This window comes from Micromonospora sp. DSM 45708 (assembly GCF_039566955.1).
In the GTDB taxonomy this organism is placed as follows: Bacteria; Actinomycetota; Actinomycetes; order Mycobacteriales; family Micromonosporaceae; genus Micromonospora.
On sequence record NZ_CP154796.1, the window covers coordinates 6,288,172 to 6,302,595 of the forward strand.

Annotated in this window: 12 protein-coding genes; 4 read left to right on the forward strand and 8 right to left on the reverse strand. The window is 72.5% G+C overall.

Annotated features, from left to right (window positions below):
- Positions 1 to 226: 226 nt before the first annotated feature.
- From VKK44_RS27410 to VKK44_RS27440, 7 genes are all read right to left on the reverse strand, one after another.
- Positions 227 to 1,309 (reverse strand): NAD-dependent epimerase/dehydratase family protein, encoded by a 1,083-nt coding sequence (locus VKK44_RS27410; protein ID WP_343444063.1) that lies wholly within the window; start codon positions 1,307 to 1,309, stop codon positions 227 to 229.
- Positions 1,310 to 1,393: 84 nt separating this feature from the next.
- Positions 1,394 to 3,415, reverse strand: coding sequence for a hypothetical protein (locus VKK44_RS27415; RefSeq protein ID WP_343444064.1), 2,022 nt, complete (start codon positions 3,413 to 3,415; stop codon positions 1,394 to 1,396).
- A gap of 18 nt (positions 3,416 to 3,433) precedes the next feature.
- Entirely contained in the window at positions 3,434 to 4,504 is a 1,071-nt protein-coding gene (locus VKK44_RS27420) for a glycoside hydrolase family 130 protein (RefSeq protein ID WP_343444065.1), read from the reverse strand.
- A gap of 1 nt (position 4,505) precedes the next feature.
- Complete coding sequence (locus VKK44_RS27425; RefSeq protein ID WP_343444066.1) at positions 4,506 to 5,351, reverse strand: carbohydrate ABC transporter permease; 846 nt, start codon at positions 5,349 to 5,351, stop codon at positions 4,506 to 4,508.
- Position 5,352: 1 nt separating this feature from the next.
- Complete coding sequence (locus VKK44_RS27430; protein ID WP_343444067.1) at positions 5,353 to 6,306, reverse strand: carbohydrate ABC transporter permease; 954 nt, start codon at positions 6,304 to 6,306, stop codon at positions 5,353 to 5,355.
- Positions 6,306 to 7,595 carry an extracellular solute-binding protein gene (locus tag VKK44_RS27435; RefSeq protein WP_343444068.1) on the reverse strand — a complete coding sequence of 430 codons (1,290 nt, stop codon included), beginning with the start codon at positions 7,593 to 7,595 and terminating at the stop codon, positions 6,306 to 6,308. Before VKK44_RS27435 ends, VKK44_RS27430 begins: the two co-directional genes overlap by 1 nt.
- Positions 7,592 to 8,599 (reverse strand): LacI family DNA-binding transcriptional regulator, encoded by a 1,008-nt coding sequence (locus tag VKK44_RS27440; protein WP_343444069.1) that lies wholly within the window; start codon positions 8,597 to 8,599, stop codon positions 7,592 to 7,594. Before VKK44_RS27440 ends, VKK44_RS27435 begins: the two co-directional genes overlap by 4 nt.
- Positions 8,600 to 9,306: 707 nt before the next feature.
- Between VKK44_RS27440 and VKK44_RS27445 the strand changes: the two genes are divergently transcribed.
- Positions 9,307 to 12,195, forward strand: a complete 2,889-nt coding sequence (locus VKK44_RS27445) for an AfsR/SARP family transcriptional regulator (protein ID WP_343444070.1) — start codon at positions 9,307 to 9,309, stop codon at positions 12,193 to 12,195.
- A gap of 117 nt (positions 12,196 to 12,312) precedes the next feature.
- On the opposite strand, the gene VKK44_RS27450 is transcribed toward VKK44_RS27445, so the two are convergent.
- Complete coding sequence (locus VKK44_RS27450) at positions 12,313 to 12,510, reverse strand: hypothetical protein (protein ID WP_343444071.1); 198 nt, start codon at positions 12,508 to 12,510, stop codon at positions 12,313 to 12,315.
- Positions 12,511 to 12,693: 183 nt separating this feature from the next.
- On the opposite strand from VKK44_RS27450, the gene VKK44_RS27455 reads away from it, so the two are divergent.
- The 3 genes from VKK44_RS27455 (at position 12,694) to VKK44_RS27465 (ending at position 14,332) form a co-directional block, all read left to right on the forward strand.
- The gene (locus VKK44_RS27455; RefSeq protein WP_343444072.1) at positions 12,694 to 13,500 is read left to right on the forward strand and encodes a hypothetical protein; all 807 of its coding nucleotides are present in this window, start codon (positions 12,694 to 12,696) and stop codon (positions 13,498 to 13,500) included.
- Positions 13,501 to 13,635: 135 nt separating this feature from the next.
- Positions 13,636 to 13,887, forward strand: a complete 252-nt coding sequence (locus tag VKK44_RS27460; RefSeq protein ID WP_343444073.1) for a phosphopantetheine-binding protein — start codon at positions 13,636 to 13,638, stop codon at positions 13,885 to 13,887.
- A gap of 73 nt (positions 13,888 to 13,960) precedes the next feature.
- Positions 13,961 to 14,332 carry an ectoine synthase gene (locus VKK44_RS27465; protein ID WP_343444074.1) on the forward strand — a complete coding sequence of 124 codons (372 nt, stop codon included), beginning with the start codon at positions 13,961 to 13,963 and terminating at the stop codon, positions 14,330 to 14,332.
- Positions 14,333 to 14,424 lie beyond the last annotated feature (92 nt).

Below are 14,424 nucleotides of genomic sequence, written 5' to 3' on the forward strand. Positions count from 1 at the left end.
CACCCCGCCCCGCCCCGCCCCGCCCCGCCCCGCCCCAGCATCGACGATCATGTAGTTGGCGGCCTTCCCCTCGGCGGTGACGGGCACCCGGCCGGCCCGGGGGGCGGCCCGGCCGGCGTGATCAAGGAGTTTGTGCCTCAGGTGATCTCTGTGGTGACGCCAACTCCTTGATCACCGAGGCGGGGGCCGGGGGGCGAGGCAGGGGCGGGGCGAGGCAGGGGCGGGGTCAGTAGGGGTTGGGGTGGCCGGGGAGGTGGCCCTTGGTCAGGGCGACGGGGCGGCCGGGGAGCGTGGGGTCCGTCGACAGGGGTGGGGAGTTCGTGCCCGACCTGGTGGCCATGCCGGCGATCAGGTCCTTCAGGGCGGCCACCGTGTCGACCGCGGGCGTCCAGCCGAGGTCGGCCTCGGCCCGCTCGGTGGACATCAGCGGGACGTTCAACGCCAGGTCGACCCAGCCGGTGTCGACGGGTTGCAGCCGGGCCCGCCAGGTCACCGCCGCCGCGGCGCGCAGCACCGGCACCGCCACCGGCACGGTCCAGCCGTGGAAGTGCCGCGCCACCAGCGCCGGCGTCAGCACCGGGTCGGTCGCCACGTTGAACGCGCCGCGCGCGTCGCCGAGGACCGCCCGGGCGTACGCGTCGGCCACGTCGTCGGCGTGCACCGCCTGCATCCGGAGCCGCTTGTGCGACGGCACCAGCGGGATCCGGCCGTAGCGCAGCAGCCGCACCGGCACCAGCGGGCCGAGGAAGTAGCGGCTGATCTCGGTGCCGGCGTCGCGCTGGAAGATCAGGCCCGGCCGCAACCGGACCACCCGTAGCTCCGGGTGCTCCCGCCGCATGCCGTCCAGCAGCGCCTCCACCTCCGCCTTGTCCCGGCTGTACGACGACGTCGGCACGCCGGTCGCCGGCCAGTTCTCACTGACCGGCTGGTCCTTCGGGCCGGGCGCGTAGGTGCCGACGGACGAGGCGTACACCAGGGCGGGCACGCCGGCCCGGACGGTGGCCTCGATCACCGCGCGGCTGCCGCCGACGTTGGTCCGGTGGAGCGTGCGCCGGTCGTGGCTGGGCTGGATCTGCCAGGCCAGGTGCACGACCGCCCGCGCCCCGGCGAAGATCCGCACCAGTTCGTCGGCCGCGCCGGGCGCGCCGATGTCGCAGGAGTGCCACTGGACGTCGTCGTACGGCTCACCGGCGTCCGGCCCGGGCAGCCGGCGGGCCACGCCGACCAGTTCCGCCGCCGACTCCCGCCGCAGCCGGCGGAGTACGGCGGTTCCCACGTTGCCGGTGGCCCCCACGATCACGATGCGCATGGTCGGTGCGGTACCCGCTGGACCGGACAGCAACCGCTCCGGGGCGTGCGTACCCGGGCGGGAGGCCGCCCGGGTACGCGGGTGTCACCGCCGGACGACTGTGAAGCCGCCGGGCAGCACCACCGCCGTCACCGTGCCGCCCCGGGCCTGCGTCCGGGACCGCCGTACACCCCGCGCGTCGTACGTCTCGACGCACGCCGTTCCCGGGCCGGGGACGGTGACCGTGACGGTCCGGAGCGTACGGGCGGCGCTGCGCAGCAGCGCCGTCGTGGACCCGGTGCCGGCGATCACGTACCGGGAGACGAGCGGTTCGAGCAGGACCGCGTCGACCACGGCGTCGCCGCCGGTCGAGACGGCGACCAGGTCGACGGCGTCGGCCGGCACCTCCGCCGGCCCGCTCGGCGTCACCGGCAGCAGCGCGCCGGGCGACGGCGAGGTCCCCTGGGCGCCGACCCGCCCGTGCCGGACGGTGCCCACGGTCCGTTCCCGGCCGGCGGTGGAGGCGGACCACCGGGTGACGGTCCGGCTGCCGGGCCGCAGCTCGACCACCGGCAGCACCAGCCGCGGCTGGTCCGCCGCCGGCAACCGCCAGCGGGCGGTGGCGCCGGCCGGCAGCAGGGCGTACGCGCCGCTGAACGCGGATTCGCCGGTCCACGCCGAGTCGGGAGTGACCACCTCCGCGCCGCCGGTCAGCGTGGCCTGCTCGGCCTCCACCACGGTCCCGCCGACCCGCGTCACGATCCGGCCCTGCCGGGCCAGCGCGGCCACCTCGGGGTGGGCGTCCAGCGCCAGCATGCTGAGCAGGCCGTGGATGGTCGACTCGGCGCCGCCGTTGCGGTTGACCGTCCCGTCGCCGGCGATGCCGTCGACGGTGCGCCCGGTCGCGGGGTCGTAGCCGGGCACGCCGGCCGCGTTGGCGCCGAAGTACCAGGCGGCCGTCATGCCGGCGAGCTGCCGGAACCCGTCGCGCCCGGTGGTGTCGGCGACGGCGAGCAGCGACTGCACGCGGGAGTCCACGCCGTAGGCGATCTGCGACCGGTCCGTCGGCGTCGGTTGCCGCCCGTTGTCCGGGCCGCCGGAGGTGAGCAGCCACGGTGTGAAGACCGTCGCGTCGGCCACCGCCGCCGGCAGCAGCCGCCGGTCGTCGAGCACCCGTGCGGCGACGGCCAGCGCGGCGGGCATCTGCGAGCCCCAGGCGTGCCACACCGACCGGGACAGCGCCCAGGGGCGTACCGCGCCGAACGGCCATTCCCGGACGTCCCCGTCGGCCAGCGCGGCGATGCCCTCGGCGAACCGGCTGAGTGCCCGCCGCGCCCCGGCGTCGCCACCGGCCCGCACGTACGCGGCCAGCCCCAGCACGGCCTCCGCGGTGGCGTCCGCGCCGTCGGCGATCAGCCAGCCGGGCGTCCGTTCGCCGTCGACGGCCTGCCAGGTGCCGTACCGGACGAGCACCTGGCGTTCCAACGCGCCGATCGCGAGGTCGAGGCGCTCCCGCAGGAACGACGCGAACCCGGGGTCGGCGTCGCGCCAGGCGGCGTACCCCTCGCCCAGCGCCCAGACGGTGCGGGCCAGCCAGTACGACGGGCCGCTGTCGGACGGGTCGGGCAGTTCGACCGGCTCGGCGCTCGGGTTCAGCGTGCCGTCGGGTTGCATCCAGAGCACCACGTTCCCGGCGTCCGGCCCGGTGGCGGTCTGGAGGTAGGTCAGCCCCCGCAGCAGCGCGTACGAGGCGTCGCGGCTGGTGGTGGCGCCGGTGGACCGCCAGTGCCGCAGGTAGACCACGGCGGCGCGGGCGATGTCGTCGGCGTTGTAGGCGCCCTGCCCCCAGGTGTCCGTCGCCGGGTCGTACGTCCCGCCGCCGACCCGCCGGAAGGGGCCGTCCGGGGTCGGCTCGGCGTAGGTCCACAGCACCCCGACCGCCGGCGTGTCGGCGAGCCGGTACGTGGTGTGCCCGGCCTGCGCGGGCGGGGTGACCCGGTCCCCCAGGTAGTCCAGGTGGGACAGGTTCGTCAACGGGTCGGCGGGGGCGGCCCCGGCGGCGGCCGGCGCCAGCAGGGGTGCGGTCAGCGCGAGGCCGCCGCCCAGCAGGAGGGATCGGCGTTTCATGGTGGTCTCCTCGGGGCGTCAGGGGGTGTGGTCGAGCCGGGCGACGCCGATCTTCGTGTCCGCCATTCCGTAGAAGACGAACCGCACCCCGTCGACCTCCTCGATCGCGGTGGGGAAGACGACGTTGGGCACGGTGCCGGCCTTCTCGTCCTCGGTGTCCGGCACGAGGATGGGCTCGGCGGTGCGGGCCAGCACCCGGGCCGGGTCGGCCGGGTCGAGCAGCATCGCCCCGGCCGCGTACTCGACGCGTTGGGTGGTCGGGTCCCAGCCGCTGGGGACGTGGCCGGTCACCCCGTGGTGGAGCAGCAGCCAGCCCTCCGGCACCCGCAGCGGCGGCGGGCCGGCACCGATCTTCAGCTCCTCGTAGGGGAACTCGGACAGGGCCACGCACCGGTGGTGCCGGGGGCGGGCCAGCGCGGTGACGTCGGCGTGCACCTCGTCCGCCGGCACGTACGAGATCCAGATGCCGGGCCGCTCGTCGGTGGTGCCGGCCGGCAGGTGCACCCCCTCGCCGGGGCGGAACCAGCCGAGGTCCCACATCGGCCGGTGCAACATGGCGTAGCAGGGCCGGCCGTCCGGGCCGGGCACCGGTTCGGGGAAGAACACCGCGTCCTTGTTGGGGAACAGGTTGAGGTCGGTGTCCAGGTCGGGCTGGTAGGCGAACTGCACCGGGCCGAGCCGCCGCCAGGAGCGCAGGTCGGTGGAGACGGCCAGCGCGAGGCGGGGGCCGAGCGGCCCGTACGCCACGTACGTCATCAGGTGCTGGCCGAGGTCCGGCACCCAGGTGGTGCGCGGGTCCTCCACCCCGGCGTTGTTGAGGCCGCGTTCCCAGCCCTCGTCCGGGGCCAGCACGACGCCGTGCCGGCGCACGCCGACCGGTACGCCGTCGCGCAGTTCGACCTCGGCGAGCCCGACGCGGGACACGTTGCCGGCGGCGACCAGCCGGGGCAGCAGGTGCAGCCGGCCGTCCGGGGTACGGCCGCTCGCCGGGTTGAGCACGCCGGCGGCCTCGAAGGGTTCGGCCGGGTCGGGCGCCATCAGCACGCCCAGCCGGGTCAGCGTGTACGGGACAGTGGTCGAGACAGGCATGTCAACCTTTCACACCGGAACCGATGTCGGTGGAGATGAAGTGTCGTTGGAAGGCCACGAAGAGGCCGACGGCCGGCGCGGCGAGCACACAGGCGCCGGCCAGCACCGCGCCGTACGGGTTGGCGGCGCGGGCCGCCACGTTGCTGAGGTAGTTGGCCAGGGAGACCGCCAGCGGCTGCATGTCCGCCTGCTTGGTGATCAGGAACGGCCAGAGGAACTCGTTCCACGGCCCGATGAAGGTGAGCAGCACCGCGGTCAGCAGCGCGGGGCGGACCAGCGGCAACGCCACCGACCAGAGCAGGCGCAGTTCCCCGGCGCCGTCGATCCGGGCGGCGGCGAACAGCTCGTCCGGCAGTTGCAGGAAGAACTGCCGGAAGACGAAGACCGCGGTGGTGTTGATGGCGAACGGCAGGATCATCCCGAGGTAGGAGTCGGCCAGCCCGTACCCGCGCACGATCAGCACGTAGAGCGGGATCAGCAGGAGCTGGAAGGGGATCACCTGGACCAGCAGCACCAGCGCGAACAGCGTGCCCCGGCCCCGGAACCGCAGCCGGGCCAGCGCGTAGCCGGCGAGCACCCCGAAGACCACGGTGCCGAGGATGACGCCGCCGGTGAAGACGCCCGAGTTGATCAGCGAGCCGAGCAGGTCGACGCGGGAGTTGATGTCCCGGTAGTTGTCCAGGGTGAGCCCGGAGGTGGGGAACGCCCCGGCGACCGAGGTGTCCGGTTCGGCCTGGAGGCTGCCGATCAGCATGTAGTAGAAGGGGAAGAGGAACAGCAGGGCCCCGGCGAACAGCACCACGTGGCGGAGCAGCCCCGGCCACCGGGCGGTGGAGGTCGGTGTCACGTCAGTCCCTCTCGATCAGCCGGCGGTTGACCAACGAGATGATCAGCACCCCGATCACCAGCAGCACGCCGATGGCGGCGGCCACGTCCGGCTGGCCCTGCTGGATGCCGCGCTGGTACATCACCAGCACCGGCGAGGCGGACGCCCCGTTCGGGCCGCCTCCGCCGGTGAGCAGGTAGGGCTCGGTGAACAGGTTGGCGCCGGTGATGGTGGCCAGGATGACCACCAGCGCGGTCGCCGGGCGGACCGCCGGCACGGTCACCGAGCGGAACCGCCGCCACCATCCCGCGCCGTCGACCGACGCCGACTCGTACAGCTCCTTCGGCACGTTCTGGAGCGCGGCGAGGTAGAGCAGGATGAAGAAGCCGAGCTGCTTCCAGACCACGAACACCGCGATGACCGGCATCGCCAGCCCGGCGTTGACCAGCCAGGACGGGTCGGGCGCCAGCGGGCCGAGTGCGGAGTTGACCAGGCCGTCGGCGTTGAACAGGAACAGCCACACGCCGACCACCGCGACGCTGGCGGTCACGTACGGCACGTAGAACGCGACCCGCAGGAACGTCCGGGCGTGCACCACCCGGTTCAGCGCGACCGCCAGCAGCAGCGCCAGCACGGTGGTCAGCGGCACGTTGATGACCAGGAAGATCCCGATGTTGCCGAACGACTGGCGGACCGCCGGGTCGGCGAGCACCGCCCGGTAGTTGTCCAGCCCGACGAAGGGCCGGTCCACCACCGCGCCGGGCGCGGCGAAGAAGTAGTCGTGGAAGCTCATCCAGATCGCGAACCCCAGCGGGTAGGCGAACACCACGGCGATGAACACGGCGTACGGCGCGGCCAGCACCATGCCCACCGGGTGGCGGCCCAGCACGGTCGCCATCCGGCCCCGGCCGGCCGGTCCCGGGCTTCGCGCGGCGGCCCCGGGGGCGGGGGCCGCCGCGGTGTGGGCGGTGGACATCAGGAGCCGGTGGCGAGTTGGTCGACCTTGTCCGCGGCGGCGCCGAGGGCGTCGGGCACCGGCTTCTTACCGAAGATCACCGACTCGGAGTACGCGTCGCGGAACGCCTGCCAGACGGCCACCGAGTTCGGCACGTTCGGCACCTCGACCGTCCGGGCCGCCTGGTCGGCGAAGGCCTGGTAGGCCGGGTTCTTGGCGAAGTGGTCCGGGTAGGCGGCGGCCAGGTCGGTGCGCAGCGGCATCTGGCCGGTCTTGGCGAGCAGCGCGCCGTCCTGCTCCTTGCTGGTGGCGAAGCGCATCACGTCCCAGGCGGTGGCGCGGTTCTTGCAGGCGGAGTACATGGCCACGTTCTTCGCGTCGCTGAAGGTGCGGATCTGGTCGGCCGGCTTGGCGGTGGACGTCGGCACCGGCACCGCGCCCCACTTCACCTTGCTGCCGTACACCGAGATCGCCCACGGGCCGACGATGGCCATGGCGGCCTTGCCGTCGGCGAACGAGTCGCCGTTGTACTTCTCCTTCGGGGCGAGGCCCTCGGCGTAGAGCGTCTTCCAGAACTCCGCGACCCGCTGGCCCTCCGGCGAGTCGAACTGGGCCTTGCCCTGGTCGACGAGCTGCTTGCCGCCGGTCTCGGCCGCGAACAGCGGGTAGAAGTCGAACCAGGACTGGAAGAACTCGCTGGTCGGGGCCGGGTAGATGGCGGCCGGCGCGGCACCCGAGGACTTGATCTTCCGGGCGGTGGTGAGGAACTCGTCGTACGTCGCCAGCGGGGGCCGCTCCGGGTCGAGGCCGGCCTTGGCGAAGACCGTCTTGTTGTAGAAGATCATCACCGGGTTGGACTTCCACGGCAGCTGGTAGAACTTGCCGTCCGGCGACTTGTACTGCTCCGCCGTCCCGCCGGTGCGCTCGTTGATGTAGGCGGCGCCGCCGTCGAACGAGTCCAGGGCGACCAGTCCGCCCTGCTTCTGGAACTGCGGCACGGCCGCCGGCGCGGTGTTGAAGATCAGGCAGGGCGCGTTGCCGGCGGTGATGGCGGCCCCGATCACCTCCTCCGAGCTGGTGCCCGCCGGGATCTCCTGGGCGGTGATCTTCTGGTCGGCGTGCTGCGCGTTCCACGCCTCGACCATCGCCTTGCCCCAGGCCAGTTCCTCCTGGTTGTTGGAGAGCCAGATGTCGATCGGCCCGCGGGCGGCGTTGGCCTCGGCGGCGTCGCCGCCACCGCCGCTGCCGTCGCACCCCGCGGTGACGACGAGGGCGGCGGTCAGCAGCAGGGCCGGAAGGGTGCGTTTCATGTCTGCTCCGATCGGGACGGTGCGGGGGGACGGCGCCGCTGGACGGGTGGCGCCGGTGGTGGTGCGGTGGAGGCGCGGAGAACGAGCTGCGCGGGCGGCGTCGCCACGTCGGCCACGGGCTCGCCGTCGATGAGTTCGAGCAGGACGTGCGCGGCGGCCCGACCCCACTCGAACGGGTCGGTACGCACGGTGGTCAGCGGTGGGCTGACGTAGCCGGCCAGCTCCGCGTCGTCGAACCCGGTCACCGAGAGCTGCCCGGGCACGTCGACGCCGAGTTCCCGGGCCACCGCGAGCCCGGCGATGGCCATCAGGTCGTTGGCGTACACGATCGCGGTCGGCCGCTCGGCCCGGTCGAGCATCGCGCGGGTGGCCTGCGCGCCGCCGGCCGCCGAGAAGTCCGACAGCTCGCACAGGTCGGCGGGCAGGCCGGCGTCCGCCAGCGCCCGTTCCCAGGCCAGCCGCCGGACCCGGCCGTGCAGGAAGTGGTCCGGCCCGGCGACGTGCCCGATCCGGCGGTGTCCCAGCTCGACCAGGTGGTCGACCGCCGCGGCGATGCCCGGCCGGTCGTCGATCAGCAGCGCCGGCCAGCGGCTCGGCACCATCGGCCTGGCGATCGTCACGGCCGGCAGCCCGAGCTGTTCCAGCAGGGCGAGGCGTGGGTCGTCCACCCGCAGGTCGAGCAGGAAGACCCCGTCCACCCGGCCGTCGGCGGCCAACTTCCGGTAGCCGGCCTCCTCGGCCGACTCGGGCACCACCTGGAGGACGAGCGCCTGACCCCGGTCGGACAGGGTCCGCTCCACCCCGGCGATGAAGGCGGGGAAGAACGGGTCCGCGCCGAGCAGCTCGGGCGGGCGGGCGATCACCAGACCGACCGCGAACGCCCGCGAGGCGGACAGGGCGCGGGCCCGGTGGCTCGGCTCCCAGCCGAGGGCGCGGGCGGCGGTGAGGATCCGCTCCCGCGTCTCGTCAGCCACCCCCGGCCGGCCGTTGAGCGCGAAGGACACCAGGCCCTTCGATACGCCGGCCGCGCGGGCGACATCGCGGATCGTCGGTCGACCTGGCCGGGTCACCGGCACCTCCCTCGTCGGGCGTACTACTAAACCGGTTTAAGCAACGGAGGTTAGACCCGTTCCCGCGAGTGCACAACAGGAGGCGGTCGATCGACGTACGCGACTCAGCGGCAGGTCAACGCCGCTCGGGCGGCCACCCGGCGGACGGGGGAACCGGTCGCGCACGCGCGACGGGCGGTGCCCGGCGCGCCGGCGCGGGTCGCCGGCCCGGACACGGCCCGGCGATCCGGCGCCGCGATCAGCTCGCCGTTGTCAGATGATTGGCGCTTCGCGTCGAACCTGGCGCCCAATGGTTCCACCGGCTCCACGCCGGAGAGCCCCCGCGATTACCGACAGCAGCCCCGGGCGAGCCCCGTTATGGCCGCCCCACCGCGCGAGCCCTCCACTCGCGTCGCACCAAGACCACGTTTTTCCTGCAATGTAGGACAGTAAAGGTATTTGCATCGGTGGATGCCAGAGGGCTTGAGCGCAGCGTATCGTAGGTTACCGATCACGGAGAGCGAACGGGGAGACACCGGATGAGTCTACGACTTCTCGGTCCGATAGAGATGGTCGATGGTGAACGATCGGTGAACCTGGGCGGAACACGTCAGCGGATCGTGCTGGCGATGTTGGGCCTCAACAACAATCGCGTGGTTCCTATGGATCAGCTCATCGACGCGGTGTGGGGTGAAGACCCGCCGAGCACCGCCCGGGGCCAGATCCAGATCTGCATCTCCGCCCTGCGTCGTCTCCTCGACGCCATCTCACGGCCCGGTGCGATCAGCACCCGCCCGCCCGGCTACCTGCTCGAGCTGGACAACGCGGACGTGGACGTGTTCCGGTTCACCGCGTTGGTCCGCGACGCGCGACGACAGGCGGATGCGGGCGCCAAGGCCGAGGCCTCCGCCACCCTGCGCACCGCACTGTCGCTCTGGCGTGGTGACGCCCTCGCCGGGATACCGAGCACGACGGTCCAACGGGCCGCCATCGTGCTGGCCGACCAGCGGATCGCGGCGATCGAGGAGCGCATCCAACTCGATCTCGAACTCGGCGCGCACCAGAAGGTCATCAACGAGTTGCAGAGCCTGGTCGGGGAGCACCCGCACCGCGAGCGCCTGCACTGTGCGCTCATGCTCGCGCTGTACCGCAACGGGCGACAGATCGACGCGCTCAAGGCGGCCCGGACGGCGAGGCAGGTGCTCAGCGAGGAACTCGGCCTCGACCCCAGTGAGGAGTTCCAACGCCTGGAACGGGCCATCCTGCAACGCGACCAACTGCTCGGCCCCGCCGACGAGCGACCGGTGGTGCCGGTGACGCCGTCGCCGTCGAAACCGACCCCCGCGTCGCCGCGCAGCGCGATGACCGTCCTGCCGCGACAACTGCCCGCCAGCATCGGTGACTTCGTCGGGCGGGACGGGGAACTCGATCGGATTCGCGATCTGCTGGTCCGCGAGCCGGACGGCGTTCGCGAGCCGCAGGGCATGCCGATCGTGGTGATCTCCGGCAAGGACGGGGTGGGAAAATCCAGCCTCGCCATTCGCAGCGCCCACGAACTCAGCGACCGCTATCCCGACGGTCAGCTCTATGCCGACCTGCGGTCGAGGGACCGACAGGACCCGATCGCCGAACTGCTGGCCCGGTTCCTGCGCGCACTCGGCGCCACCGGATCGGCCATCCCGGAGGACGTCGAGGAACGGGGTGAGCTCTACCGGAGCATGCTCTCCGGCAAGCGGCTGCTCCTGGTCCTCGACGGCCTGCCGTCCGATCTTCAGGTGCTCCCGCTCCTGCCGGGAAGTTCGTCCTGCGCGGTGTTGATCACCAGTCGGGTACGCCTCACCGGCCTGCCCGGCGCCCGACAGGTCGACCTCGACGTCTTCGACTTCGCCCAGTCGGTCGAGATGTTGACCGCGATGATCGGGCCGAAGCGGATCGCCGCCGAACGGCAGCACGCCTCGGAGCTGGCGGAGCTCTGCGGCGGCCTGCCGCTCGCGCTGCGGATCGCCGGCGCGCGGCTGGCCTCACGCCCGCACTGGCGCCTGGGCGGGCTGATCCTCCGACTCCAGGACGAGGCGAACCGGCTGGACGAGTTCACCCACCACGGACTCGAACTGCGCTCCAACATCGAGTTGGCCTACCGGACGCTCGACGCCGCGGGCCAGCGGCTGTTCCGGCTCTGCGCCGTGATGCAGGCCCCCGACTTCCCGAGCTGGACGGCGGCGGCGCTGCTGGACAGCAGCGTCTTCCAGGCCGAGGACATCCTGGAGGGTCTGGTGGACGCCCAGCTCGTCGACATCGTCCAGTACCCCGACGCGGCGCCCCGCTACCGGCTGCACGACCTGATCCGGGTCTTCGCGGCCGAGAAGCTGAGCGGGACGGAGACCGAGGCGGAGCGTACGGCGGCGTTGACCCGGGTGTTGAGCGGCTGGTTGGGCCTCGCCGAGCAGGCACACCGCAGCGACTACGGAGGCAACTACACGACCCTGCACGGCACGGCGGACCGATGGAGTCCCGACCCCGCCCAGGCCGCGGCGTACATCGGTGACCCGGTCGACTGGTGGGAGACGGAGCGACGGGCACTGGTCGCCGCCGTCCGGCAGTCCGCCGACGCCGGTCTGGACGAACTCTGCTGGGATCTCGCGTTGAGCGCGGTCAGCCTGTTCGAGTCCAAGGGTTACTTCGACGACTGGCGGGCGTGCGCCACCACGGCCTACGCCTGCGCCGAACTGGCCGGCAACCGCATCGGCATGGCGGCCATGCGCTATTCGATGGGCACGCTGCACATGTTCCAGGCCCGGCTCGCCGAGGCCGACACCTGTTTCACCATCGCGATGGAGATCTTCACCGAGGAGGGGATGGAGCACGGCGCCGGCCTGGTGCTGCGAAACGCCGCGCACGTGGACAGCCTGCGTGGCGACACCGCGTCGATGCTGGACAAGTACGCCCGTTCGTTGAAGATCATGCGCAGCGTCGGCGACCGCGTGGGCGAGGCGCACATCATGCGCAGCCTGGCACGTCACCGGATCGATGCCGGCGACCACGAGGGGGCGCTCGATCTGCTCGGCCAGGCTCTGGACATCTGCCGGGAGACCGGCTGCCTGCGGGTGGAGGCACAGGTGCTGTACCGGTTCGCCGAGGTGTACCTCGCCACCGAGCAGATCGCCCTGTCGCGACGGGCCCTGTACCAGGCCCTCCGCATCGTCCGGGACCTCGGCGACCGGATCGGCGAGACCCATGCCCTCTACGGCCTGGGCATGCTCCGGTACCAGGAGGGGCGACCGGACAACGCCGCCAAGATCCTGACCCACACCCTGAACCGGTCCCGGCGCCTCGGGGAGCGGCTGGTCGAGGCGAAGTCGCAGTACTTCCTGGGCAAGATCGCCCTCGCCACCGGCCGCGCCCCGGCCGGCACGGAGCATCTCCGCACGGCGTGCGACCTGTTCCAGCAGCTCGGCTCGACCATGTGGTACGACCGGGCCGCCTCGTTGCTGGCCCAGGCGGAGGCGTCGGCCTCCCGTACGGCCCGTCCGATGGTCCCGGCCGGGAGCTGAGTTCGCTTCGCCGGCCGACGGTCGGCGCTTCCGTCGCATCCCGCACCACCGAACGCCACCGGTCCCGGCGGCACCCCTTCCAGGGTGTCGCCGGGACCGGTGGCGTTCGGGCGTGGTTCACCAGTGCGTGTCGGCCACGCAGACGCCGAGTTCGGGGCTCCAGTGCGTGTCCAGGGGGCAGTCCCCCACGGCGACCGGCACTCCGGAGGTCGCCGCGTCGGCGCTCACCGTTGCGACGCCGAGGGTCACCGCGAGGGCGGCGAGGGCGAGAACGGACCTGACGGCGGTGGGGACGAACGAGCGGGTGACGAGCATCTTGGTTCCTCCGGGTGCGGCGCTGGGTTGCTTTCTGCTCACACCAGACCGGCCGGCGCTATCGCCTCGACCTCCGATCGCTGTTCGTCGTCGGGCACGGGCCGATAGCCGTTGGAAAGCCGTCCGATAGGACCGGCTCGCACGGTGGGCTCGCAAACGAGACGACCACCGGAGGGACATCCGATGGAGAGCCTGATTCCCGGCCCGTGCACCGCACACGTACGGGGCGAGCACATGCCGGACCCGGTCGACGTGGTGACCGAACAGCTGATGACCGGAGATCGGTCCCTGCTGCCGGCCGACCACCGCAGCGGAGCCGGGTGCCCGTCCTCGCCCGCGTACTGGTCGGCGCTGCTGACCGCCCTGGCCGCCCGGTACCTGCTGGATTCCGCGGTGATCACGGCGGCGGTCATCGGCCCCAGGCTCACCGTCCAGACGCACACCCTGATCCTCGCCCGGCACGTCCCCCCCATCAGTCACGTCGCGGTGTGCCTGACCGACGCGCCGCCGCCGGCGAAGGGCGCCGACGCCGGGGCGCTTCCGTTCCGGTCGCACATCGACCCGTCGGTGATCGACGAGCTGGAGTTGGCCGGCATCGTGGTGGTCCGGGCCGCCACGCCCGAGCGGTCCGCGTTCGGGGCGAACCTGGTGGTCCTCACCGGCCCCGTCGACGGCGGCGGGCTCCCCCTGTGGGACGGAGAGGTGCGCCTGGCCCGGGGCGCGCTGCTGGTCAACGCGTCGGGCCGGGACCTGCCGCCGCAACTGGCCGGGCAGGTCGGCCCGGTCTTCGTCGACGACATGTCCCTGCTGGCGCGGGCCGCCGAGCACGGTCTCGCCCGGCCGGCGCAACCGCGCCGTGGTCACCAGCCCAGCTACCGGCTGGTGGGAGACCTGCGGGAGGTGGTGCTCGCCGAACACGTCGGGCGCACCGACCCGGAGCAGGTCCTGCTCGTCGAGCTGTTGAGCAACGCCGTGCCGGGACTCTGCTGACCACCCGTAGACCTTCGCCGCTCCCAGATCCGCCGCGGCGACCAGGACCGGTCACCGCCGCGACCGCCGCGGTGACCACGACAACCCACCATCGCCGATCCGGCTCCCGCCGGCGGCACCGACGAAAGGAACGCCATGTCCTACGAGGACGAGATCCGCAGCTTCGTCGTCACCAGCTTCGCCCCCGACATCCCCGCCGGACTGCTCGGGGACGACGTCGATCTGCTGGACACCGGGATCGTCAACAGCCTGGGGCTGCTGCGCCTCATCGCCTGGGTGGGGGACCGATACGGCATCCCCGTGGACGAGTTGGACATCTCGCCCACCCAGTTCAGTTCGGTCACCTCGATCGCCGCTTTCGTCCAGAACGCACACAGCCCGGTCTGAGAACCCCTCGGCGCCTGCCACCGCGGGTGCCGTCGCACCGCGAGAAAGCAACGAATCCAGGGAGGAAACGAAGATGATCGTCAAGACCAGGTCCGCCGCGCCGGCCGTCGACTGGGGTAACGGCACGAGCTTCCGGCTGCTCGTGGCGAAGGACAACATGGGCTTCGCCGTCGCCCACACGGTGGTCTCGGCCGGCTCGAAGTCGCCGTTGCAGTACCGCAACCACCTCGAGGCCTGCTACTGCATCTCCGGCCGCGGCCAGGTGATCTCCGACGGTGTCACCTACGAGATCGAGCCCGGCGTCCTCTACGCACTCGACCAGCACGACGAGCACTTCCTCATCGCTGATCCCGAGCAGGACATGGAGCTGATCAGCGTGTTCAACCCGCCGCTGCGCGGCGACGAGCGGCACAACCTCGACGCGGACGGCTTCTCGGAGTACTAGCCGCCGCGCCTCCGGGACTCCCCCCGGTCCCGGAGGCGCGGCTACCCGCCCGCCCCCACCACAGCAGCAGCACGAGTCACCAAGGAGCACAG

Coding starts and splice junctions, on each gene's coding strand:
- VKK44_RS27410 (WP_343444063.1), bottom strand. CDS start 1,309: ATGCGCATCGTGATCGTGGGGGCCACCGGCAACGTGGGAACCGCCGTA.
- VKK44_RS27415 (WP_343444064.1), bottom strand. CDS start 3,415: ATGAAACGCCGATCCCTCCTGCTGGGCGGCGGCCTCGCGCTGACCGCA.
- VKK44_RS27420 (WP_343444065.1), bottom strand. CDS start 4,504: ATGCCTGTCTCGACCACTGTCCCGTACACGCTGACCCGGCTGGGCGTG.
- VKK44_RS27430 (WP_343444067.1), bottom strand. CDS start 6,306: ATGTCCACCGCCCACACCGCGGCGGCCCCCGCCCCCGGGGCCGCCGCG.
- VKK44_RS27435 (WP_343444068.1), bottom strand. CDS start 7,595: ATGAAACGCACCCTTCCGGCCCTGCTGCTGACCGCCGCCCTCGTCGTC.
- VKK44_RS27445 (WP_343444070.1), top strand. CDS start 9,307: ATGGATCAGCTCATCGACGCGGTGTGGGGTGAAGACCCGCCGAGCACC.
- VKK44_RS27450 (WP_343444071.1), bottom strand. CDS start 12,510: ATGCTCGTCACCCGCTCGTTCGTCCCCACCGCCGTCAGGTCCGTTCTC.
- VKK44_RS27455 (WP_343444072.1), top strand. CDS start 12,694: ATGGAGAGCCTGATTCCCGGCCCGTGCACCGCACACGTACGGGGCGAG.
- VKK44_RS27460 (WP_343444073.1), top strand. CDS start 13,636: ATGTCCTACGAGGACGAGATCCGCAGCTTCGTCGTCACCAGCTTCGCC.
- VKK44_RS27465 (WP_343444074.1), top strand. CDS start 13,961: ATGATCGTCAAGACCAGGTCCGCCGCGCCGGCCGTCGACTGGGGTAAC.